This is a genomic window from Streptomyces sp. NPDC093149 (assembly GCF_044754145.1).
In the GTDB taxonomy this organism is placed as follows: domain Bacteria; phylum Actinomycetota; class Actinomycetes; order Streptomycetales; family Streptomycetaceae; genus Streptomyces.
Genome location: NZ_JBIVON010000010.1, coordinates 145,655 through 169,313, shown reverse-complemented (window position 1 = coordinate 169,313; position 23,659 = coordinate 145,655). Strand labels below are relative to the sequence as shown.

Below are 23,659 nucleotides of genomic sequence, written 5' to 3'. Positions count from 1 at the left end.
CCGACGCCCTTTCCACGACGACGGAGCTTCCCGGCCGAAACGTGGGCAGTGCCCCCTGCCCGCGCCTCGGCAAGTGCTCGGCGGGGAAATAGTTGGCCGAGCGGGGCGGCGCTCTGCTTGGCTCGCACCATGAGCGATCTTCACATCCGTTGCGCCGGCCTCGCCGATATCGATGCGGTGCTGCGATTCTGGCGGGAAGCCGCAGAGGGTACGAGCATCAGCGACGACCACGACGGGCTGACCCGGCTCATCTCAAGAGACCCTCAGGCCCTGCTCCTGGCAGAACGTGACGGTCTTCTCGTGGGAACCGTCATAGCCGGTTTCGACGGCTGGCGATGCTCCGCCTACCGGCTGGCCGTACATCCGGACCGCCGGAGGCAAGGCATCGCCACCGCCTTGACGGCAGCGGCGGAACAGCGGTTCATCGCCCTGGGCGGGCGCCGGGTCGACGCCATGGTCCTGGAGGTCAACGACCGGGCCCACCGCACGTGGGCCGCGGCCGGCTACCACCGCGAGGATCACTGGCGGCGCTGGGTGAAGCCGCTCACGGACTGAGGTCGACCATCCGGGAGAGTGGTCGACTTTGCCGATCCTTTACGATGGACGGAGTCCTGACCGATCCTTCCGAAAGGTGTGAGCGTCCGCCCATGGGCGAGCCTCCCAGTAGTCGACATCGCCGACATCGAGCGATCCTCCTGCCCCTGCCCGATCATGGGACGGAGGTGAACCGATGACCGAAGTGCTTCTGCTGCTCGTGGCGGTACTGCTCTCGCTCGCCTGCGGCGCCTTCGTCGCGGCTGAGTTCTCCCTGACGACCGTCGAGCGCGGTCAGCTCGAACGGGCCGTGGAGCGGGGTGAGCGCGGCGCGGCAGGCGCCATGAAGGCCGTACGCAGCCTCACCTTCCAGCTCTCCGGCGCACAGCTCGGCATCACCGTCACCAACCTGGTGGTCGGCATGCTCTCCGAACCGTCGATCGCGAAACTGATCCGCGGTCCGGTGGAGGCCGTGGGCCTGTCCCCGAGCGTGGCGTCCTCCGTGGCCCTCGTCCTGGGAACGGCGCTGTCCACCGTGTTCCTGATGGTCGTCGGCGAGCTCGTCCCGAAGAACTGGGCGATCTCCTCCCCGCTCGCGGTGGCGAAGGCCGTGGCGACCCCGCAGCGGGCCTTCACCGCCGTCTTCCGGCCGTTCATCGGTCACCTCAACGGCACCGCAAACCGGATCGTGCGCCGTCTGGGCATGGAACCGGCCGAGGAACTCGCCTCGGCCCGCAGCCCCCAGGAGCTGGTGGCGCTGGCCCGGCACTCCGCGAAGGAGGGGGCGCTGGAGGCGGACACCGCCGAGTTGTTCGTCCGCACCCTCAACCTGTCGGAGCTGACCGCGGAGAACGTCATGACCCCGCGGGTGCAGGTCACCGCGCTGGAGGCGCAGGCGACCGCGGAGGACGTCGCGAATGCCACCCGCGCGACCGGTCTGTCCCGCTTCCCCGTCTACCGCGGCAGCCTCGACACCGTCGTCGGCGTGGCCCACATCAAGGACGTGCTGGCCGTCCCGGCCGAGCAGCGGCCCCGTACTCGCGTCTCGGAGATGCTGCACGAGCCGCTGCTCGTACCGGAGACCCTCACCGTGGACCGGCTCCTGGACCGGCTGTCCGGCAAGCTCGCCATGGCCGTCGTCATCGACGAGTACGGCGGTACGGCCGGTGTCGTGACCCTGGAGGACATCGTCGAGGAGGTGGTCGGCGAGGTGCGCGACGAGCACGACCCGCACGAGACGCCGGACCTGGCCCCGGCCGGCGAGGACGCCGACGGGCGGACCCTCTGGTCGGCCGACGGCGCCGCCCGACTCGACCAGCTCAAGAGAATCGGACTGCGCGTGCCGGACGGACCGTACGAAACGCTCGCCGGGCTCGTCGCCACCGAGGTCGGCCGCATCCCCGCGGTGGGTGACTCGATCGAGCTGGGCGGCTGGCGGGTCGATGTGGTGGACGCCTCCGGGCGCCGTGCCGCGCGGGCCCTGCTGCATGCACCGCTGCCCGGCGACGAGCGGGCGGAGGACGCACGATGATCGCCGTCCAGCTCTTCATCGGACTGATGACCCTGGTCGTCAACGCCTTCTTCGTCGGCGCGGAGTTCGCTCTGATCTCCGTGCGCCGCAGCCAGATCGAGCCCGAGGCCGAGACGGGCAACCGGCGGGCGCGGAGCGTCATCTGGGGCCTCGAACACGTGTCGGCGCTGCTCGCGGCGGCGCAGCTGGGCATCACGCTCTGCACGCTGGTCCTCGGCATCGTCGCCGAACCGGCCATCGCGCATCTGCTGGAGCCCGTCTTCGACGCGGTGGGCGTGCCGCACGGGCTGATCCATCCGATCTCGTTCGTGATCGCACTGTCCGTGGCGACGTATCTGCACATGCTGCTCGGCGAGATGGTGCCGAAGAACATCGCCCTGGCCGAGCCCGTACGGGCCGCACTGCTGCTCGGACCGCCGCTGGTCGCCCTCGCCAGGGCGCTGCGCCCGGTGATCTTCGCCATCAACGCCTTCGCCAACGCACTGCTGAAGCTCCTGCGGGTCGAGACGAAGGACGAAGTGTCCGCCACGTTCTCCGACGACGAGCTGGCCCGGCTGGTGAAGGACGCCGGGGACGCCGGACTGGTCGACGACCGGGCCGCCGAACGGCTGCACCACGCCCTTGAGCTGGGCCGTCGCCCGGTGCGGGATGTGGTGATGCCGGTGGAGCGGGTGATGTACGCCAAGGTCGGGACGACACCGGAGCAGCTGGAACAGCTCTCGTACGAGACCGGATTCTCGCGCTTTCCGGTGATGGACAGCGAGGCGCGCATCCTGGGCTACCTCCATGTGAAGGACGCCCTGGACGCCACACCGCGCGATGTGCCGTTCCCCGTGACGGCGATGCGCCCGATCGCCCGGGTGCGGGCCGCCACTCCGCTGGACGACGTGCTGACCGCGTTGCGGCGCAGCCGGACGCATTTGGCGGCGGTGGTGGACGAGGACGGCAGGCTGGCCGGGATGGTCACGATGGAGGACGTGCTGCGCGAACTGGTCGGGCGGTCACAGGCGCGCTGATCGGAGGGCGGGGCCTACGGGTGGCGGGCAGCCCGGTGCGGGTCCGGCCGCGGGCCGACCGTCGGGCGGCCGGGGGGCAGGTACGAACCCCGCCGCGCACGGGCCGACCGGCGGCCAGGGGCGCGGTGCGGGTCCGGCCGCGCCCCCTCCCCCGTGGAATCCAGCGCCACCTGCACGGTTAAGCTGACGGTCCATGGCAATCAGCACCGCACTATGGTCCTTCGCCCTGGTCGTAGGGCTCCTCACCCTCACTCCCGGTCTCGACACCGCTCTCGTCCTGCGCACCTCGGCACTCGGTCGCCGCAAGCGTGCGCTCGGTGTCGTCCTCGGCATCCAGAGCGGCACTCTCGCCTGGGGTGCGCTCACCTCGCTCGGCGTCACGGCGCTGCTCACGGCCTCGCACATGGCGTACGAAGCGCTGCGTTACGCCGGAGCCGCCTATCTGCTGTGGATGGGTGGACGCATGATCGTCGACACCCTGCGCGGCAGGCACACGGAGGAAGAGGCACAGGGGGCCGAAGCCCGTGCCGTTTCTCCTCAAGGGACCGACAGCCTCGCTGCCGGATGGCGGCAGGGCGCCCTGACCAATCTCCTCAACCCGAAGATGGGTGTGTTCTACGTCGCCGTCCTGCCCCAGTTCATCCCGGCGGGCGCCCCGCACTTCGCCACGGGCCTGCTGCTGACCGGGGTGCACATCGCACTCGGTCTCCTCTGGTCGGCACTGCTGATCGCCTTCGCCCAGGTCCTGCGGGGCTGGCTGCAACGCCCGCAGGCCCGCAGGCTGCTGGACCGGATCACCGGAACCGTGATCGCCGGATTCGGTCTGCGGCTGGCCGTCGGCGACTGAGGGGCCCTCGGCCCACAGCGCGCTGCCTCGCTCCGTACGGACCGCCCGCCCCCAGAGCCTGCGGCACCGCCCCGTCCGAAGCCTCCCGGATCCGTTCGGAGCGTTCCCGAACCGTCAGGGGCTGTCCGGTGGGGGTCGGATTGTGCCACGGTACGATCGCATCGCCATGGAATCGAATGCCTCGTACACCAGTCTTGTCGCGGTCGGCGACTCGTTCACCGAGGGCATGTCGGACCTGCTGCCCGACGGCTCGTACCGGGGCTGGGCCGATGTCCTCGCCGGACGGCTCGCGCTCCGTGAGCCGGGTTTCCGTTACGCCAACCTCGCCGTACGCGGCAAGCTGATCGGCCAGATCGTCGACGAGCAGGTCGATGCGGCCGCCGCCATGGGCGCGGATGTCATCACACTCGTCGGCGGTCTCAATGACACGCTGCGGCCGAAGTGCGACATGGGCATGGTCCGCGGACGGCTCGAAGAGGCCGTCGAACGTCTCGCCCCCTCGTGCAGGAAGCTCGTTCTGATGCGCAGCCCCGGTCGCAACGGGCCGGTGATGGAACGGTTCCGCCCACGGATGGAGGAGCTGTTCTCCCTGGTCGACGACTTGGCGGCACGGCACGGAGCCTCGGTCGTCGATCTGTACGGGGCAGCGGCTCTGGGTGATCCCCGTCTGTGGGACGTCGACCGGTTGCATCTGACGGCCGACGGGCACCGGAGGGTGGCGGAGGCGGTCTGGCAGTCGCTCGGGCTGCCCCCCGAGAACGGCTGGCGGACCCCGCTGCCCGCCTCGGTCCCACCGAAATGGGCGAGACGACGTGTCGATGACCTCCGTTTCGCCCGCCAACACCTGATGCCGTGGATCGGGCGCCGCCTGACCGGCCGCTCGTCCGGGGACGGGCGAACGGGCGCCCAGTACAGCACCGAACAGGGAAGGGCGTTCTGGGTCACCCCCGAGGATTCCCGCGCCCCCGGCCCGGTGGCGACGTGGCGCCGGGTGGACGCGCCGCCGCCCTCGTAGCGACCCACAAGCAGGACCGCGGCGTCGGCCCGCACAGACCGCCGGTAGAACCGGACGGCCTCGGTGTCCTTCTCCAATCCGGTCCGACCAGGACGGATGCCTGTCAGGCGTCCTTCTCGGCGCATCCGAGCGGCGAGTCGAAATATGCCCTTGCCCCCGATCTCTCCCACCGACACCCCGGTTCCGACCAGCAGTTCCGGGCCATGCCTGGGCCACGATCCCGCCGCGGAACCGTCCCTCGTCGTGCGTCGCCTCGCGGCCGGACAGAGCCCGGGAGCGTCGGTCGGCAACAATGTCGGCCGGAGTCGGTGGCGGCCTCGGGAACCGGGGCATTCCCCGGACTGATTGGAGCGCGGTAGATGAATTCGCAGTCGGTCGACGGCGTGACGGCGGCCGAGTTCGCCGTCCTCGACGCCTCGGAGCTGGCCGGCGATCCGGAGTTGGAGGCCGGGTTCGCGAAGGCGGCACACCGGATTCTGGCTGACCTGGTCGGCCGGGGCGCCGCTCTGGGATGGGTGGAACCGCCCTCCTTCGACGAGGTCGCGGTGCTGCTCGACCAGGTTGTCCGCGCGGTGCGGGCGGGGGACGCGGCCTTGCGTGTCGCCTACCTGGACCGGCGCCTTGTCGGACTGGGGTACTGGCTGCGGTACGCCCGGCCGACCCACAGACCGCACGCTGATCTGGAGAAGGTCGCGGTGGACAACGCCGTCCACGGTCGTGGCGTCGGCCGGGCGCTGACTGCTGCCTTGATCGGGGATGCCCAGGCCGCCGCTGTCGAAGTTCTCACCTTGGACGCCCGTGGCGACAACGCCGGTGCCCTGCACCTCTACCGCTCGCTGGGCTTCGCCGAGTACGGCCGCCTCCGCGACTTCGTCGCCGTCGGGCAACGTCGCTACGACAAGGTCTTCTACATGCTGGACTTCCGCCAAGAGGACTGACGGCCGCCACTCGCACACAGGTCCGCGGTGCGTCACCGGACGGCCCCCGTGGTTCTTACGGCCTGGTGACGTGCCCGCGCGGTGCCGGTGCGAAGGGGAGGGCGGAACCTAACGTGGCGTCATGCGTGTACTGCTCACCGGCGGAGCCGGATTCATCGGGACACACATCGCCGACACCCTGAAGGCACGGGGGCACGAGGTGGTGGTGTTCGACGCGTTGCTGACGTCGGCCCACGGCGGGGATGCCGGGCACGGCAGGGAGAACCTGATCGTCGCCGATGTGAGGGACCGGACGGCCGTGGCCGTGGCACTGCGAGGGATCGACGCCGTGTGTCATCAGGCCGCGATGGTGGGCCTGGGCAAGGACTTCGCGGACGCTCCGGAATACGTCGGCTGCAACGACCTGGGAACGGCCGCGCTGCTGGCGGAAATGGCCACGGCAGGGGTGCAGGACCTGGTGCTCGCCGGGTCGATGGTCGTCTACGGCGAAGGCCGGTACGACTGCCCGCGGCACGGGCGGGTCCGGCCGGGGCCGCGGGCCGTGGACGATCTGATGTCGGGCCGCTTCGAGCCACGATGCCCGGATTGCGGGAGCGGATTGACGCCGGGGCTCGTGGGCGAGGACGCACCGACCGACCCACGCAACGTGTACGCCGCGACGAAGCTCGCACAGGAACATCTGGCTGCCGCGTGGGCCCGCGCGACGGACGGGCGGGCGGTGGCACTGCGTTACCACAACGTGTACGGGCCCGGGATGCCGCGCGACACACCGTACGCGGGTGTCGCCTCCTTCTTCCGTTCGTCGTTGGCCAGGGGCCAGGCGCCGCAGGTGTTCGAGGACGGCGGTCAGCGGCGCGACTTCATCCATGTGCGTGATGTGGCCGCCGCCAACGCGGTGGCACTGGAGGCCGTGGGGCAACGGGGAGCCGGGAGCTTCGCCGCGTACAACACGGGGAGCGGTGAGCCGCACACGATCGGCGAGATGGCGGCGGCGCTGGCCTCGGCACACGGCGGTCCGGCGCCGGAGATCACCGGTGAGTACCGCCTCGGTGACGTACGCCATGTGACGGCGGACTCGCGGCGGTTGCGCGAGGAGTTGGGCTGGCGGCCGGAGGTGGGGTTCACCGAGGGGATGAAGGAGTTCGCGGGCGCGGCGTTGAGAGGCACGTCGAGTCCGCCGGGAGGCTCGGGCGGGGCGGCAACGGGCTCTCGCACCCCGAACGCACTCAGCCTGCCGCCGGGAGCGTGACCTCGAAGCGGCAGCCGCCCGTGACGTTACGGACCTCTGCTCGACCCTTGTGCGCTTCCACGATGCCGCGCACGATGGCCGGCCCGAGCCCGGCACCCGCCGGAGGCGTACGGGCATGGCTGCCGCGCCAGCCCATGTCGAAGACCCTCGGCAGATCCTCCTCGGGACATGCGAACGGTGCCGCAGGAGCCGCAGGGCCGGCGCGCCGAGGAGTCCGGCCGCCGCCGCGCCCAGGAACGCGAGGAGCGCGATGAGAAGGATGTCGGTCATACGGGCGCTGCCCCGGCGGCCCGGCCGGTGGCCGGGGCACTCGCGGTGCCGGACGGTGCGTCGGGCTCCGCGCCCGACTCCAGCCGGTAGCACACGCCCCACACCGCCTGGATCAGCCGCGGGCGGGCCGGGTCCGTCTCGACCTTGCCGCGCAGCCGCCGGACATGGACCGTGACCGTCGACAGGTCCCCGAAGTCCCGGCCCCAGACCTCCCTCATCAGCTCCTCCCGGGTGAAAACGCGCTCCGGGTGGCGCAGCAGAAAGGCGAGAAGGTCGAACTCCCTCGGAGTGAGGGCGATCTCATGACCATCGTGGGTCGCGCGCCGGGCCGCCGGATCGAGCCGGAGCCCAGCGCCCTCCAGCAAGGCCGGGGCGGTGTCCGCCGAAGGTGCCGACAGCTGGCTCCGGCGCAGCACGGAGTCGACGCGCAGCACCAGCTCGCGCGGGCTGAACGGCTTGGTGACGTAATCGTCCGCGCCTGTTTCCAGGCCCAGGATGCGTTCGTCCTCGTCCCCGCGCGCCGTCAGCATGATGACCGGAACGGGGCCGTGCGCCCGCATCCGGCGGCAGACCTCGAAGCCGTCCATGCCGGACAGCATCAGATCGAGGACCACCAGGTCCGGCCGAAGTCCGGCGAAGCGCTCCAGGGCCGCGGGGCGTCGCCGACGCGCCGTACCTCGTAACCCGCCCGGTCCAGATAGCCGACGACGACCTCGGCGACCGTCGGGTCGTCGTCCACGACGAGTACGTGGCCGCGCGGGGTACCGGAGGCGGGGCAGGGAGCCGGGGTGGCCGGGATGTTCTCCATACGACCACCCTGGCACCCCGCTGCCGGGCGGCGGTCCCCCGAAGGGTCGACGTCCGTCCTTCGTAAGAACCTGTCGCCCGAAATGCCGGGTTCTGCTCCGTAGTGTGAGCGAGGTGACAGACACCTCCCCCACCGAATCCCCCCGCGCCGATGTGGTTCTGCCCTGTCTGGACGAGGCGGCGGCGCTGCCCCAAGTGCTGGCAGGTATCCCAGCCGGCTGGCGCGCGATCGTCGTCGACAACGGTTCCACCGACGGCTCGGCGGACCTCGCCCGTTCCCTCGGGGCAACCGTCGTGCACGAGCCGCGGCGTGGCTTCGGCGCCGCGTGCCATGCCGGGCTGCTCGCCGCCCGGGCCGACTTCGTGTGCTTCTGCGACTGTGACGGCTCCCTCGATCCCGGGCTGCTGCCCGGTTTCGTGAGGCGGATCGCCGATGGGGAGACCGATCTGCTGCTGGGGCGGCGCCGCCCCGAGGGCCGTGGTGCCTGGCCGCTGCACGCTCGTGCGGGAAATCTGGCGCTGGCCCGGATGCTGTACCGGCGGACGGGGCTGCGGTTGCGGGACCTCGGCCCGATGCGGGCCGCTCGTCGTGCGGACCTGCTGGCGCTGGATCTCACCGACCGTCGCAGCGGCTATCCGCTGCAGATGGTGGTGCACGCTTCGGATGCCGGGCTGCGGGTCGCCGAGACGGATGTGCCGTATCTGCCACGTACCGGAAAGTCCAAGGTCACCGGCACGTGGCGGGGAACGTGGCACGCGGTGCGCGACATGCGCGCCGTCCTGAGTCGGCCACCACTGGGGAACGCGGCCCGGACGGCACGGCCGGGGGTGCCCCGATGAGCGCAACGCCCCGCCCCGACGACACGCCCGGCCCCTTCGCGCCCTCCGGCCCCACCGCACTCCTCGTGATCGCCAAGGAACCGCTGCCCGGCCTGGTCAAGACCCGGCTCACCCCGCCCTTCACCCCCGCCGAGGCCGCGCAACTCGCCGAGGCGGCGCTCGACGACACGCTGCGCACCCTCCTGGCCCTCCCTGCCCGACGGCGTGTTCTCGTGCTCGACGGGCGGCCCGGACCCTGGCTGCCGGACGGCATCGAGGTGGTCGCGCAGAGCTCCGGGCCGCTCGACGAGCGGCTCGCGGCGGCCTTCGCCGGCTGTACCGGGCCGACGCTGCTCATCGGCATGGACACCCCTCAGATCACCCCGGCGCATCTGGCGCCCGCGCTCGCGCCGGACGCCTGGGACGGTTGCGACGCCTGGTTCGGTCCTGCCGACGACGGCGGCTTCTGGGCGCTCGGCCTGGCCGTCCCCGACCCCGGTCTCCTGCGCGGTGTACCCATGTCCGTACCGCAGACCGGCGCAGTCCAGCGGCGGCGGCTCGTCGAGGCGGGCCTCACCGTGCGCGATCTCCCCCCGTTGCGGGACGTCGACAGCGCGGCGGACGCCGCACACGTCGCCGCCGCCGCACCGGACGGTCGGTTCGCCGCGACCCTCGCCCGGCTGACCGGGGTGGTGACCCGATGAGCGGTACGGCCGCGGACCACGTGGTGAGGAGGCCGGCGCCACCGGACCTCACCCCGTGGAGCGCCGACCCGTACACCAACGCCCTGCGCAACGGCCACGGTCCGCTGTTCCTGCGCCGTACCGACGGCTGGCTGCTTCCCCTGGATGTCGAACGCTGGTGCGCGGGCGCCGACGGCGCCGACCTGTCGGCGCTGCGCCGCTGCGAAGGACCGGTCCTCGACATCGGGTGCGGCCCCGGGCGCCTCGTCACGGAACTGGCCGGGCGGGGTCATCGGGCGCTCGGCATCGACGTAAGCGAGGCGGCAGTCGCGCACACGCTGCGGATCGGTGGCCCGGCACTGCGCCGTTCCGTCTTCGATCCGCTGCCCGGCGAGGGCCGTTGGGGCTCCGTCCTGCTCGTCGACGGCAACGTCGGCATCGGCGGCGACCCGCACGCTCTGCTGATGCGCACCGCGGAACTGCTCGCCCCCGGCGGGCTGCTCATCGCGGAGACCGCGCCGCTCGACATCGACGAACGGGTCCGAGTGCGGCTGGTCGACGGACACCTCGCGCCGGAGTCGGGCGGTGCGGCGGACCGGTCCGGCCCCGAGGACGTGGACTTCCCCTGGGCCCGGATCGGTGCCCCCGCGCTGCTCCGGTACGCACAGCCGCAGGGCTGGCAGCTCTGCGATCAGTGGACGGCGGACGGCCGCACCTTCCTCGCCCTGCGCCGCGGCCGGAGGGTCCGGACGGCGAGCCAGAGCGCCGACACGGCGAACAGCGCAGCCGTGATCAGCAGCCAGTTGCCGTTCGAGGAACGCCGGTACCCGCCCGGCGGTCGCGCCGGGCTCGGGACCGGGCGCGTGCGACGGGTCACGCCCCGCCCGGCCGGAGCGGAACGCGAAGCGGAACGCTCTGTTGTGACGCTTGTCGACCATGTCCCGAAGCTAAGGGCAATCGACCCGGCCGCCCGCGACTCCTGACGAAACTCTGACATCACTCCCCACTACGGCCAACCGGGCCAAGATCCGACGGATTGATGACGCGGCCCGGTGGCACCGCCGGTAACCGCCCCGTCCTGCATAGCGTGCCAGCGTGAAGACCGAGGAACACATCACCGGCAACCCCCCTGCCGGGCAGCGCACCACCATCGACGGCACCGGTCGTCGCCGCGATCTGATCGCCGCCGCCGCGGGTGTCCTGTTGATCACCGTCGCGGTGCTCGTCGGCCGCTGGATCGAGAACACGGACGGCACCCTCTTCGTCAACTGGCCGCCTCTGCTGGCGTCCTGGGACCCGCACCTCGGTCCCGGCACCCCGGCCGCGCTCGCCGTTGCGGCAGCCGTCGTCGCCCATGGCCCGCCCCTCGCCGACCGGCTGCCCTGGCACGGTCTCCTCACCACCGCCTGGGCCACCTCCCTCGCCTGGATCTTCTCCCTGGCACTGATCGACGGCTGGGACCGGGGCATCGCCGAGCGGCTCACCACGAAACACGAATACCTCCGGGCCGTCGCCCGGTTCGACGACATCGGCGCCGCCCTGCGCGGCTTCAACGACCACATCCTCATCGGCCCCCCGGGCAACTGGCCGACCCATGTCGCCGGCCATCCGCCCGGCGCCACGCTCACGTTCGTCGTGCTGGACCGCATCGGACTCGGCGGCGGCGCCTGGGCCGGGGTCTGGTGCATCGTGCTCGGCAGCACCATGACGGTCGCGGCCCTCACCACGGTGCGTGTCTTGTCGGACGAACGCCTCGCACGCCGGGCCGCTCCCTTCCTGGTCCTCGCCCCGATGGCCGTGTGGACGGGCGCCTCGGCGGACGGTTACTTCGCCGCGGTCGCCGCCTGGTCCATCGCCCTTCTCGCCCTGGCCGCGACCCGCTCGACCCGCCTCCCCGCAACGGCCGCCCTCGCCTCCGGCCTGCTCTACGGCCTGACCTGCTACCTCAGTTACGGACTGACACTCATCGCGGTCCTCCTTCTCGCCGTGCTCGTCCTCCCCCGCACCGCCCGCCCCCTGCCCCCCTTCCTGCTCGGCGCACTCCTCGTCCCCCTCGTCTTCACAGTGGCGGGCTACAACTGGTGGGAGGCCTACCATCTGCTCGTCACGCGCTATTACCAAGGGGCAGGCGGCATCCGGCCCTACTCCTACTGGATCTGGGCCAACCTCGCCTGCGCCACCATCGCCTCCGGTCTCGCCACCCTCGCCGGCCTCCGCCGTGCCACCGCCGGGGCCCCCACCGCCCTGCACGCCCTGCGCACCCGCACCACCACTCCCCGCCGACGACTCGTCCTCCTCACCCTCGCAGCCCTCCTCGTGCTCCTCGTCGCCGACTTCTCCGGCATGAGCAAGGCCGAGACAGAACGCATCTGGCAACCCTTCATCCTCTGGCTGCTCCCCGCCACCGCACTCCTTCCCCCGCACACCCACCGCAGCTGGCTCACCGCACAAGCCACCCTCCCCCTCCTCGTCAACCACCTGCTCCGGACCGGCTGGTGAGCAGCGGGGAACGGGTTCGCGCACCGCCTGACGCAGCGGGCGCAGGGGGTACACCGCCTGCCGCGCCTTTCCCGGGGCGTCCTCAGACTTGGCTGCCGAGCCACCGGTGGATGGCGAGTGCGGTGGTACGGGTGTGTTCCTCCAGCATGGTGAAGTGGTCCCCCGGCACCGTGACCTCGGCGTGCGGCAGGCTCCAGTCCGGGGCGGGGTCGGCGCCGGGCAGTGGGTCCCGGGCCCGTACGTACAGGGTGCGACAGGCGAGCGGTGCGGGTTTCCAGTCACCGAAGAGCTCGAAGTACCCGGCCATGGCGGTGAGCCGATCGGGACTGGCAGAGGCGAACTCCGCCGCCCGGCGCAGCATGTCCGACGTCATCGCGGAGAGCGCCTGCCCCTGGTCGCCGTGGCCGGGGGGATAGGTGTCCACCAGGACGACGGCCGCCGGGGCGGCCCCCTCGGACTCCAGACGCTCGGCCACCGCATGGGCCACCCAGCCACCGGCCGACCGACCGAGCAGTACCGGGGGGCCTTCGGTCGCGGCTGCGCGGACGGCGGTTGCCTGGGCGGTGACGAGAGCGTCCAGTGTGGCGGGCAGAGCCTCTCCGGGCTCGAAGCCCGGGTGCCGCACCGCGGAAACCGGCCGCAGCCCGCGCAGCCGGGCACCGAGGCGCGCGTACTCCTGCGGTCCGGACAGCGCGCTCAGCGCGGGGGAACAGACGAGCCGGGCCCCCGCACCGCCCGCCGCGAGCATGACGGGTTCGTGCGTCGCACCGGGCGCCCCGGTCCTGTCGAAGACCGGGCGCAGGCGCGCCGCGATGGTCAGGAGCGCCATGCCCTCCCAGCTCTTTCCCTGGGCGCATGCGGTACGAAAGAGCGCACCCAGGGAGTCCGGAGATCCCCCGGCGTGGGGTGCGTCGGCGGCCTGCGCCCGGGTGTCCGACGGACCGCCCGCCCCGCCTCCCGCACCGTCGTCCGCCGGTCGGCCGGAGGAGCCCGGAGCACCGGCGGCCTCGATCCGTGCCGGGCCGTCGGGCGCGGCGCCCGCGGGAGGTGCCTCGGCGGCATACCGCCGCGTCAGCTCGGCGGCGAGCGCGCGCGGCGTCGGGAAGTCGAACAGCAGCGTGGACGGCAGTGCCAGCCCCGTCCACGCCGCGAGCTCATTGCGCAGATCGACCGCGGCCAGGGAGTCCAGCCCCAGGTCCGCCAGCAGGGTGTCCTCGTCGATCTCGCTCGCCTCTTCCCGGTGGCCCAGGACGCGGGCCGCGAGGGTCCGGACCTTTGTGAGCAGCGAACCGCCGGGCTCACCGGGGGAAGCAGTCGCCGGCGCCCGGCCGGGTCGGTCCCCGCCCCCGTCGCCCGCGTCGGCAGCAGGGGTTCGGAGCCGGTTCGCCGCCGTGCCGCCGCGGAGAGCGGCCGGGGCGAGGCGGGCCGCCACCACCACAGGTTCGTCCCCGGCCACGGCGGCGTCGAAGAGGGCCAGGCCTTCTTCCGGCCCGAGCGGGCCGAACCCGGAGCGGGCCATCCGTTGCCGATCCGCGTCGCCGAGGTGCGCCATCATGCCGTCGTTCTGCTGCCACGGGCCCCAGACGATCGACGTGCCGGGCAGTCCGAGCCGCGTTCGGTGTCGTGCCAAGGCATCCAGCACGCAGTTGGCCGCGGCGTAGTTGGCCTGGCCGGCCGAGCCGAAGGTACCCGCCACCGAGGAGAACAGCGCGAACACGGCCAGGTCGTGTCCCCGGGTCAGTTCGTGCAGGGCGAGAGCGGCGTCCGCCTTGGGGTGCAGCACCCGCCTCAGACGGTCGGTGGTGAGCGCCGCGACGACGCCGTCGTCCAGGACCCCCGCGGTGTGCACGACACCGGTCAGCGGGTGGGCCGCCGGTACCGCGTCGAGCAGGGTGGCGAGCGCGGTCCGGTCCGCTACGTCACAGGCGTGAACGGTCACCCGGGCGCCCGCCTCCCGGAGTTCGGCGACGAGTTCCCGGGCCCCCGGAGCGTCCGGCCCGCGCCGGCCGGCGAGCAGCAGATGCCGGACGCCGTGGGCGGTGACCAGGTGCCGTGCCACCAGCATGCCCAGGGAACCGGTGCCGCCGGTGATCAGGACGGTGCCCTCCGGGTCGAGCGGCCGCCGCTTGTGCGGCTTCGGTGCCGTCTCGGCCAGTGGCACCAGCTTCGGCACGTACGCCGTCCCTCGACGTACGGCTGCCTCCGGCACCGAGGCGGCCGACAGGGCAGGCAGGGCACTCCAGGAGTCGGGGTGTTCGTCCACGTCGATCAGGGCGAAGCGGCCGGGGTTTTCCCGCAGGGCCGAGCGGACCAGTCCCCACACCGGTGTGTGCAACGGTACGGACGCGGTTCCGCCGGATCGGCCGTCATTCCCGCGATCGGCGCCATCCGCACGGAAACCGTCGTCGACCGGAGTGACGGCACCGGACGTCACGAGGACGAGACGGGAGCGGGACAGGTGTGGTTCGGCGAGCCATTCCTGCACGAGCCTCAGCGCCCAGACCGCTGCCCGCAGCAACCCGGCACCCTGGTCCTGCGCGCCGCCGGTCGTGCCCGGCGGGCACGGTGCCACGACGACGGCCGACGACGCGTCGCACGCCGCCGGGCCGGGGTACACCGGCACGCCGGAACCCGGGGGCGCGAGGGCGTCCACCAGCCGTGTGCCCGCCGTGCCCAGAACCCCCCATCGGGACATCGCCGCAGGCGCGGGCGGCTCGGCCAGCGGCACCCAGTCCGTCCGGTGGAGAGCACCGCTGACCGCGTCCGTCGTCGCCGAACCGGTAGGCGGAAGCGGCCGGAGCGTCAGCGAACGGACCGTCGCCACAGGTGAGCCCGTCTCGTCGGTGAGCTCCACTCCGGCCTGCCCGTCGGGCCCGGGGGTCATCCGTACCCGCAAGCGCTGAACGCCGGTGGTGTGCACGCGCACTCCGCTGAAGGCGAACGGCAGGGACAACCCGCCGGCCGCCGGACCGGATGCCGCGGAACCGTTCGTGACAAGGCCGTCCAGGGCCAGGGCGTGCAGCGCGGCGTCGAGCAGTGCGGGATGCAGGACGAACTCCGGGCCGTCCGCCTCCGGACGCGGGGCCGTGGCCGCTTCGGGCAGCGCGATGTCGGCGTACAGCTCCTCCCCGTGCCTCCAGGCAGTGTGCATCCCCCGGAAGGCGGGGCCGTAACGGAGCCCGTCGGCGGCCAGTTGCTCGTACGGTCCGGTCCCCGGACCGTCGGCATGCAGCGGCACCGCCGCCTCCGGCGGCCAGGACGCGTGCGGCCGGGGCGCGCCGCCGGTCCCGGCACCGGCCGCTCCCCCGTCCGCGGGCGGCTGCGCCGGCGAAAGAGTGCCGACGGCGTTCCGGAGCCAGGGCCGGTCACCCGCCGGAGTGTGCGGGCGGGAGTGGAAGAGCACGGCCCGCCGTCCCGTCTCGTCCGCCCCCGCCACCTTCACCTGCAAGGCGACGGCACCGTCCGAGGGCAAGGGCAGCGGCGCGGTCAGGACGAGCTCGTCCAGGACGGCCGCACCAACCAACTCGCCTGCGTACAGGGCCATTTCGAGGAAGGCGGTCGCCGGCAGCAGGACCTCCCCGGCCACCACGTGGTCGGCGAGCCACGGCTGGTCGCGCACCGAGAGCACCCCGGTCAGCAGCGCCCCGTCGTCGTCGGCCGTGCGGATGTCCGACCGCAGGAACGGATGGGTGGGCCCGGCCGTCGGGGACACGGGCGGATGCCCCGGGGCGGCCTCCAGCCAGTACCGGCGGCGCTGGAAGGCGTACGTGGGCAGTGCGACGCGCCACCCGCCGCGCCCGGCGAGGACGGTCCGCCAGTCGACGGGCACGCCGTGGGCGTGGAGCGCGGCCAGCGTGTCGAGCAGGGCGTCCGCCTCCGGCCGTGTCGCGCGCAGTGTCGGCAGGACCAGCGGTGCCGGGCCCCGCTTGCCGTCGCCCGCTTCGCCGGTGTCCGGGTCGGCCGGGGCCGGTCCGGACGGGGCGAGGCAGTCTCGTACCAGGCCGGTGAGCACCCCGTCCGGCCCCAGTTCGACGTAGTGTGCCGCGCCTCGCTCACCCAGGTAGGCCACCGAATCGGCGAAGCGGACCGGACGGCGGACATGGTCCACCCAGAACTCGGGTGTGCACAGCTCCTCGTCGGTGGCCGCCCGGCCCGGCACGGCGGTGACCAGAGGCAGCTGCGGCGCGGCGAAGGACAGCCGCCGGACGACGTCCGCGAAGTCGGCCAGCACGGGCTCCATCCGAGCGGAGTGGAAGGCATGGCCGACCCGCAGCGGTGTCACCGAGCGGCCCCGGTTCCGGAAGTACGCGGCGGCCTCGCGCACCGCGGCCTCGTCGCCGGAGACGACCACCGAGGCGGGCCCGTTGACCGCGGCGATCTCCACCGCGCACCCGGTCGCGGCGAGGTGGGCGGCCACCTCGTCCGCGTCGGCGGCCACGGCCGCCATGGCGCCGCCCGGAGGCAGCGCGTCCATCAGCCGGCCCCGGGCCGCCACCAGGGTGCAGGCGTCCGCGAGCGACAACACCCCGGCGACATGTGCCGCCGTCACCTCGCCCACCGAGTGCCCGGCCACCGGGCCGGGGCGCACCCCCCAGGCCTCGAACTGCCGGAACAGGGCCGTCTCCAGGGCGAAGAGCGCCGGTTGCGCGAACCGGGTCGTACGCAGCAGCGCGCCCGTCTCCGTACCGGGCCCGGCGAACATGACGTCCCGCAGGGGCACCGGCAGCAGCGTGTCGAGCAGGGCACAGGACTCGTCCAACGAACCGGCGAAGGCCGGATGCAGATCCCGCGACTCGTAGAGTTCACGGCCCATGCCGACGCGTTGGCTGCCCTGGCCGCTGAACAGCAGGGCCGGCGGGCCGTGGTGGCGGGACGTGCCCGTGTGCATGCCGGGCCGGCCGTCTCCCTCCGCCACGGCCCGCAGGGAGTCGAGCAGTTCGGCACGGTCCCGGGCCACCACCACGGCCCGGTGCTCGAAGGCCGCACGCGTGGTGGCGAGCGAGTGGCCGATGTCCACCAGGGACGCGTCAGGGGCGGCGACCACATGGTCGTGCAGGCGTCGAGCCTGGGCCCGCAGTCCCGGCACGCTCCTGGCCGACACCGGAAAGGCCACCGCGGCCCGTCCGGGACGTGCCGCACGTTCCAGCACCGCCCCGGTCCCGACGCGGCCGCTTGCGGCCCCGCCGTCCGCCGCGGCATTCGGCGGCGCGGTCTCCGCGCCGCCCGGAGGCTCTTCGAGCACCACATGGGCGTTGGTGCCACTGATGCCGAACGAGGACACCCCCACCCGGCGCCGACGGTCTGTCGCAGGCCACTCCACCGCCCGGGTCAGCAGTGCGATCCGCCCCGCCGACCAGTCGACACGCGGGGTCGGCTCGTCGGCGTGCAGCGTACGCGGCAGCACGCCGTACCGCATCGCCTGCACCATTTTGATCACGCCGGCCACTCCGGCGGCGGCCTGGGTGTGACCGATGTTCGACTTCACCGAGCCCAGCCGGAGGGGACGTTGCCGCGCCTGCCGCCCGTACGTCGCGAAGAAGGCCTCCGCCTCGATGACGTCCCCCAGCCGGGTGCCGGTGCCGTGCGCCTCCACCGCGTCGATGTCCCCGGGATTCAGCCCCGCGTCCACGAGCGCCTGCCGGATCACCCGCTGCTGCGCCGGTCCGTGCGGTGCGGTCAGCCCGTTGCTCGCCCCGTCCTGGTTCACCGCCGAGCCGCGCACCACGGCCAGTACCGGAAGTCCGGCGCGGCGCGCCTCGGACAACCGGCTCAGCAACAGCATGCCGGCGCCCTCGGCCCACCCGGTTCCGTCGGCGGACGCGCCGAACGCCTTGCAGCGGCCGTCCGGAGCCAGCGCCCGCTGGCGACTGAACTCCACGAACGACGAGGGCCCCGACATCACCGTGGCGCCGCCGGCCAACGCGAAGGCGCACTCGCCCCGGCGCAGCGCCTGGGCCGCCAGGTGCAGGGCCACCAGGGACGAGGAACACGCCGTGTCCACGGTGATGGCCGGGCCTTCGAGACCGAAGGTGTAGGCGATACGCCCCGAGGCGACGCTTCCGGCGTTGCCGAGGCCGAGGTACCCCTCGACCTGCTCGGGCGTCCTTGTCAGGTGGCGGGCGTAGTCGCTGTACATCAGCCCGACGTACACCCCGGTCGCCGAGCCTCGCAGGGTGCCGGGGACGAGACCGGCGTGCTCGAAGGCCTCCCACGCCACTTCGAGCAGCAGCCGGTGCTGCGGGTCCATGGCCAACGCCTCACGGGGAGAGATGCCGAAGAACCCGGGGTCGAAGCGGTCCGCACCGGAGAGGAAACCGCCTTCGCGCACATACGTCCGTCCGGGCCGCCCGGGGTCCGGGTCGTACAGTTCCCGGGTGTCCCAGCCCCGGTCGACGGGGAAGGGACCGATGGCGTCCCTCCCGTCGGCCACCAGTCGCCACAGTTCCTCGGGAGAGGTCACGTCTCCGGGATAGCGGCATGCCATCCCCACGATCACCACAGGGTCGTCGTCCGACCGGGTTGCACTGCGGTGCACGGGCCCGGCGCCGGCCGGCGCGGCGGCGTGCTGTTCCCCGAGGTGGGCGGCGAGCGCGGCGGCCGTGGGGAAGTCGAAGGCGACAGCCTCGGAGAGCGGCAGGCCGGTCACCGCCGACAACCGCTCCCGCAGCACCGTCGCTGTCAGGGAGTCCATGCCCAGGTCCCGCAGTGCCGTGCTCGGGTCCACGGCCTGAGCCGTACAGCCGAGCACGGCCGCCACCTCGCCCCGGACCAGGGCCAACAGGTCCTTCGACGACTTCCCGGCGGCCTGCGCGCCCAGCGCCCGCGCCGGCCGGCCGGCGAGCTCCCGTCGCAGGATCTTCCCGGAGGTGGTACGGGGGATGTCCGCCACCTCGAACAGTTCGACAGGCACCTTGGAGCCGGACAGTTCCGCACGGCAGGCAGCGAGGAGGCGCCCCCGGTCCAGCCCGCCGCCAGCGGGCTCGGCCACCAGATAGCCGACCGGCACCTCACCGAAGACGGGGTGCGGGCGTCCGGCCACGGCGGCGTCCGCCACCCCCGGCAGCCGCCGCAGCACCGCCTCCACTTCCGAAGGGTGGATGTTCACCCCGCCGCGAATGATCAGATCACTGGCCCGGCCGGTGATCGACAGTCCACCGAAGTCATCGATCCTCGCCAGATCACCCGTGCGGAACCAGCCCTCGCGCAGTACTTCCGCGGTGGCTTCCGGCCTCCCGTGGTAACCGGCCATGACCCCGGGTCCATTGACCCACAACTCGCCCTCGCCCGTGTCCCGGCCGTCGGCGCCCCCGCCGACCCGGACCCGGGTGCCCGGCAGCACCGTGCCGCACGTCCCGGGCACCGTCGCCCCGTCCGGCGCCGGCATGGTGACCGGGCCCGCCTCCGTGCTGCCGTAGTGCTCCAGATAGGGGACACGGCAGAGCGCCTCGAAGGACTCGCGGAACCCGGGCCCCGCCGCGGCGCCACCACTGACGCAGCCCCGCAGCGCGGGGGCGCCGAGCCCGCCGCCGTCCTCGCCGCTCTCCTCACCCCGGACGGCGTCGAGCAGCGCCGAGTACGTGGTCGGGACCCCGCCGAGCAGAGTGAACGAGGCGTCCTCGCGCCGCAGTTCGCCGAGCACGCCCGCCACCGAGAATCGGGGCAGCAGCATCGCGCTCGCCCCCACCGCGGTCACCCCGAGGAAGCACACGATCTGGCTCATCGCGTGGTGGAGTGGCAACGGCCACAGCACGCGGTCCCGTTCGGACAGGCCCAGGACACCGACGAGCCCCGCCGCGACCGGTGCGAGGCGGTTGCGCTGGGTGGACAGGACGCCCTTGGGTGTGCCGGAGGAACCCGAGGTGTAGAGCAGCCAGGCCACTTCGTCCAGCGCGAGATCGTCCCGGGCCGGCGTCCGCGGCTCCGTACCCGCCAACTCCTCGTACCGCAGAACGCCGCCCGCGACCGTGGCGGACCGGCCCCCGGCACCGCCGGCCTCTTCCGCCGGTTCCTCGAAGTCCGCTCTCGAAGGCGAGTTCACGCCCCCGTCCTCGTCGCCGCCTTCGGCCACCACCACGGTCAGTCCGGGGCGGAGCGGCAGCGTTCGCCGCCGCGTCAGGCAGGCATCATCGGTGATGAGCACCCGTGCCCCGCTGTCGTCCAGCAAGCGGGCCAGCTCGTCCTGCGAGTTCCCGGGGTCCAGAGGTACGCCCACGCCGCTCGCCCGGGCGACGGCGAGCAGGCTCTCGACCGCCTCGACCCGGTTGCCGAGCAGTACGGCCACCCGGTCACCGCGCGCCAGGCCGAGTCCTGCCAGATGACCGGCCAGCCGTGCGGTCCTCCGTTCCAGCTCCCGGTAGGTCACACGCCTGAGCCGGTCCTGGAAACAGACCTTGTCCCCGAGGCGCCGGGCGTGGTGCCCGAGCAGTTCCGGCAGCGGTGTGACGATGTCGGCGTGCGTACCCAACGCATGACCTCCCTGAAACGACCCGTCGTTGAGGACGACGGCACGGTTCACCGGGTTGCCTCCCGGCGGGGATGGCCGATCCGGCCGCGAAGGCGGCGCAGGGATCCGCGGCGTCATCATCGAGCAGCCGCACGTGACATCCGTGCGCGCCGGGACCGAACCGGTCGAGAACAGGCCGCAGCACTGGTGGCCGGCGCACTCATCCGGCTCATCCGGCTCGACGCGTGATCGGCAAGACGCTGCCCAGGGCGTAGCAATTCGATGACAACCAATGATCTGTTCCGTCGACTGCTCGCACCGACTTCGGTCCTGCGTGCCGTCCTATTGCCTCCCGGTGCCCGCGCGAGAGCGACCACGAGCCCGAGTAGGGCGGGTGGTGACGCTATGGCCTGGCGGATGCCGACCACGAACGCGACAAGCCTGCGGAGGCTTCGGCCGTTCTGGCCGGTGCGGTGTCGTGCGCGTCCTGGCAGGGTGCCGGGCCCGCGATCGAGGACCGCTCACGCTTGAGACACGTACCGTCACCATCTCGTTGCTCCACGTACTCGAAAGTCAAGGGCCGGAGTACGACGGTGCCCTCACCGGGCGCTGCACGCCGTCGTGGCCCGCGGCGCCGTGAGGCCTTGCCGGACATCCGGCGGGGCCTTGTCGTCTCACGCACCCTGCCGGAATCCGGCATGCGAACAGAAGGCCGCCCGGCTCGACGCCCAGGCTGCGTCCTGCATGGGGTCGGCTCCCTCGATCGGAAGGGATTCGGCTCAAGGCCCCGGCAGTGCCGGCATCACCGGCCCGGGGCCGTTTCGTCTCACGCATGTATCACATCCTGTGTGTGAGACGGTGGCCCAGGAGCCTCTGACCTGGACCTTATGGACTGGACGCTCACGAGCCGCTGAAGACGACAGGTAAACTCTGGACACGTGACTGCTGTGTCTGCGAAGCCTCGCATCCCCAATGTCCTGGCCGGCCGCTACGCCTCCACGGAGCTGGCCGTCCTCTGGTCCCCCGAGCAGAAGGTGAAGCTGGAGCGTCAGCTGTGGCTGGCGGTGCTGCGCGCTCAGAAGGACCTCGGGATCGAGGTACCGGACGCCGCCCTCACCGATTACGAACGTGTCCTCGACCAGGTCGACCTGGCCTCGATCGCCGAGCGCGAGAAGGTCACCCGTCACGACGTCAAGGCCCGGATCGAGGAGTTCAACGCCCTCGCCGGCCACGAGCAGGTCCACAAGGGCATGACCTCCCGGGACCTCACCGAAAACGTCGAACAGCTCCAGATCCGACTCTCCCTGGAACTGATGCGCGACCGCACCGTGGCGGTGCTGGCCCGGCTCGGCAAGCTGGCGGGCGAGTACCGCGAGCTGGTGATGGCCGGCCGTTCCCACAACGTCGCCGCGCAGGCGACCACGCTCGGCAAGCGCTTCGCGACTGCGGCGGACGAGCTCCTGGTCGCCTACGGGCGGCTCGACGACCTGCTGGGCCGCTACCCGTTGCGTGGCATCAAGGGCCCCGTGGGCACGGCCCAGGACATGCTCGATCTGCTGGGTGGCGACGCCGGAAAGCTCGCCGACCTCGAACAGCGCATCGCCGGACACCTCGGCTTCGCGCAGGCCTTCACGTCGGTCGGTCAGGTCTACCCGCGCTCGCTCGACTACGACGTCGTGACGGCACTGGTGCAGCTGGCCGCGGCGCCCTCGTCGGTCGCGAAGACGATCCGTCTCATGGCCGGGCACGAGCTGGTGACCGAGGGCTTCAAGCCGGGCCAGGTCGGCTCGTCCGCGATGCCGCACAAGATGAACACCCGCTCCTGCGAGCGCGTCAACGGCCTGATGGTCATCCTGCGCGGCTACGCGTCGATGACCGGCGAGCTCGCGGGCGATCAATGGAACGAGGGCGACGTGTCCTGCTCCGTGGTCCGCCGGGTGGCGCTCCCGGACGCGTTCTTCGCGTTCGACGGCCTGTTGGAGACCTTCCTTACGGTGCTCGACGAGTTCGGGGCGTTCCCGGCCGTCGTCGCCCGCGAGCTCGACCGCTATCTGCCGTTCCTCGCCACGACCAAGGTCCTGATGGGTGCGGTGCGCGCCGGTGTGGGCCGAGAGGTCGCCCACGAGGCGATCAAGGAGAACGCCGTCGCCTCGGCCCTGGCCATGCGTGAGCAGGGCGCCGAGCGCAATGAGCTGCTCGACAAGCTGGCCGCCGACGACCGCATCCCGCTGGGCCGCGCACAGCTGGACGCGCTGATGGCCGACAAGCTCTCCTTCACCGGAGCGGCGGGTGACCAGGTCACCGCACTGATCTCTCGCATCGAGGAGATCACCAAGCAGCACCCCGAGGCCGCCGGGTACACCCCTGGCTCCATCCTCTGACGCCCCGCGCCACAGCCGGATGACCTCCGAAGAGCTCCGGGCCGCCCGCGATCGCACCGTTCCCGATGTGGTCGCGGGCGGCCTGCGTGTGCTGTTCTGCGGGATCAACCCGAGCCTGATGACCGGGGCGACGGGCCACCACTTCGCCCACCCCGGCAACCGCTTCTGGCCCGTGCTCCACCGGTCCGGCTTCACCCCACGTCAGTTGAAGCCGGCGGAGCAGACCGAACTGATTCGATACGGCCTGGGCATCACCAACGTGGTCGCCCGCGCCACCGCGCGAGCGGACGAACTGTCCAACGACGAGTTCCGCGAGGGCGGACAGATCCTTGCGGCCAAGGTCGAGGAGTTGCGGCCGCAGTGGCTGGCGGTCGTAGGGGTCACCGCGTACCGCACGGCCTTCGGCAGGCGAACCGCCCGCATCGGTTTGCAGGACCACACGATCGCCGCCACCCGTGTCTGGGTCCTCCCCAACCCCAGCGGTCTGAATGCTCACTGGACCGTCCAGACGATGGCGGAGGAATACGGACGGCTCCGCGCCTCCGCCGAACTCGACGGCACCGACGTCACCGCGGAGACCTGACGCCCCCGGCGCCTGTACAGCGGCCTGCCTCCGCGCCCCTGCGG

13 protein-coding genes and 3 pseudogenes are annotated in these 23,659 nt (G+C 72.4%); 13 read left to right on the top strand and 3 right to left on the bottom strand.

Annotated elements, in window-relative coordinates:
* Positions 1-129 precede the first annotated feature (129 nt).
* The 7 genes from ACIQCZ_RS28065 (at position 130) to ACIQCZ_RS28035 (ending at position 7,130) form a co-directional block, all read left to right on the top strand.
* On the top strand, positions 130-555 hold the full coding sequence (locus tag ACIQCZ_RS28065; protein ID WP_402285942.1) for a GNAT family N-acetyltransferase: 426 nt from the start codon (positions 130-132) through the stop codon (positions 553-555).
* Positions 556-730: 175 nt separating this feature from the next.
* A complete protein-coding gene (locus tag ACIQCZ_RS28060; RefSeq protein WP_402285940.1) occupies positions 731-2,065 on the top strand; it encodes a hemolysin family protein in 1,335 nt (444 codons plus the stop codon).
* Complete coding sequence (locus tag ACIQCZ_RS28055) at positions 2,062-3,081, top strand: hemolysin family protein (RefSeq protein ID WP_351077669.1); 1,020 nt, start codon at positions 2,062-2,064, stop codon at positions 3,079-3,081. Before ACIQCZ_RS28060 ends, ACIQCZ_RS28055 begins: the two co-directional genes overlap by 4 nt.
* A 193-nt stretch (positions 3,082-3,274) precedes the next feature.
* On the top strand, positions 3,275-3,928 hold the full coding sequence (locus ACIQCZ_RS28050) for a LysE family translocator (RefSeq protein WP_402285938.1): 654 nt from the start codon (positions 3,275-3,277) through the stop codon (positions 3,926-3,928).
* Between the two features lie 166 nt (positions 3,929-4,094).
* Positions 4,095-4,943, top strand: a complete 849-nt coding sequence (locus ACIQCZ_RS28045; protein ID WP_402285936.1) for an SGNH/GDSL hydrolase family protein — start codon at positions 4,095-4,097, stop codon at positions 4,941-4,943.
* Positions 4,944-5,302: 359 nt separating this feature from the next.
* Positions 5,303-5,881, top strand: coding sequence for a GNAT family N-acetyltransferase (locus ACIQCZ_RS28040; protein WP_402285934.1), 579 nt, complete (start codon positions 5,303-5,305; stop codon positions 5,879-5,881).
* 121 nt (positions 5,882-6,002) lie between these two features.
* A complete protein-coding gene (locus ACIQCZ_RS28035; protein ID WP_402285932.1) occupies positions 6,003-7,130 on the top strand; it encodes an NAD-dependent epimerase/dehydratase family protein in 1,128 nt (375 codons plus the stop codon).
* On the opposite strand, the pseudogene ACIQCZ_RS28030 reads toward ACIQCZ_RS28035, so the two are convergent.
* Together ACIQCZ_RS28030 and ACIQCZ_RS28025 are read right to left on the bottom strand one after the other, a co-directional pair.
* Positions 7,108-7,296 (bottom strand): annotated as a pseudogene (locus ACIQCZ_RS28030) (sensor histidine kinase); the annotation flags it as partial. The gene ACIQCZ_RS28035 and the pseudogene ACIQCZ_RS28030 overlap by 23 nt on opposite strands.
* A 100-nt stretch (positions 7,297-7,396) precedes the next feature.
* Positions 7,397-8,208: pseudogene (locus ACIQCZ_RS28025) on the bottom strand (response regulator transcription factor).
* Positions 8,209-8,321: 113 nt separating this feature from the next.
* On the opposite strand from ACIQCZ_RS28025, the gene ACIQCZ_RS28020 reads away from it, so the two are divergent.
* The 4 genes and pseudogenes from ACIQCZ_RS28020 to ACIQCZ_RS28005 all read left to right on the top strand — a co-directional run bounded on the left by ACIQCZ_RS28020 (position 8,322) and on the right by ACIQCZ_RS28005 (position 12,208).
* Complete coding sequence (locus ACIQCZ_RS28020) at positions 8,322-9,047, top strand: glycosyltransferase family 2 protein (RefSeq protein WP_402285930.1); 726 nt, start codon at positions 8,322-8,324, stop codon at positions 9,045-9,047.
* Positions 9,044-9,730, top strand: a complete 687-nt coding sequence (locus ACIQCZ_RS28015) for a DUF2064 domain-containing protein (RefSeq protein ID WP_402285928.1) — start codon at positions 9,044-9,046, stop codon at positions 9,728-9,730. The genes ACIQCZ_RS28020 and ACIQCZ_RS28015 overlap by 4 nt, the downstream gene beginning before the upstream one ends.
* Positions 9,727-10,518, top strand: a pseudogene (locus tag ACIQCZ_RS28010) (class I SAM-dependent methyltransferase); the annotation flags it as partial. The gene ACIQCZ_RS28015 and the pseudogene ACIQCZ_RS28010, both read left to right, overlap by 4 nt.
* 286 nt (positions 10,519-10,804) lie before the next feature.
* Positions 10,805-12,208: a hypothetical protein gene (locus ACIQCZ_RS28005; RefSeq protein WP_402285927.1), complete on the top strand. Its 1,404-nt coding sequence runs from the start codon at positions 10,805-10,807 to the stop codon at positions 12,206-12,208.
* Positions 12,209-12,290: 82 nt separating this feature from the next.
* On the opposite strand, the gene ACIQCZ_RS28000 is transcribed toward ACIQCZ_RS28005, so the two are convergent.
* Positions 12,291-20,672, bottom strand: coding sequence for a type I polyketide synthase (locus ACIQCZ_RS28000; RefSeq protein ID WP_402285924.1), 8,382 nt, complete (start codon positions 20,670-20,672; stop codon positions 12,291-12,293).
* 917 nt (positions 20,673-21,589) lie between these two features.
* On the opposite strand from ACIQCZ_RS28000, the gene purB reads away from it, so the two are divergent.
* Together purB and mug are read left to right on the top strand one after the other, a co-directional pair.
* The gene (gene purB / locus ACIQCZ_RS27995) at positions 21,590-23,032 is read left to right on the top strand and encodes an adenylosuccinate lyase (RefSeq protein WP_402285923.1); all 1,443 of its coding nucleotides are present in this window, start codon (positions 21,590-21,592) and stop codon (positions 23,030-23,032) included.
* Between the two features lie 19 nt (positions 23,033-23,051).
* Positions 23,052-23,615, top strand: coding sequence for a G/U mismatch-specific DNA glycosylase (gene mug / locus ACIQCZ_RS27990; RefSeq protein ID WP_402285921.1), 564 nt, complete (start codon positions 23,052-23,054; stop codon positions 23,613-23,615).
* Positions 23,616-23,659 lie beyond the last annotated feature (44 nt).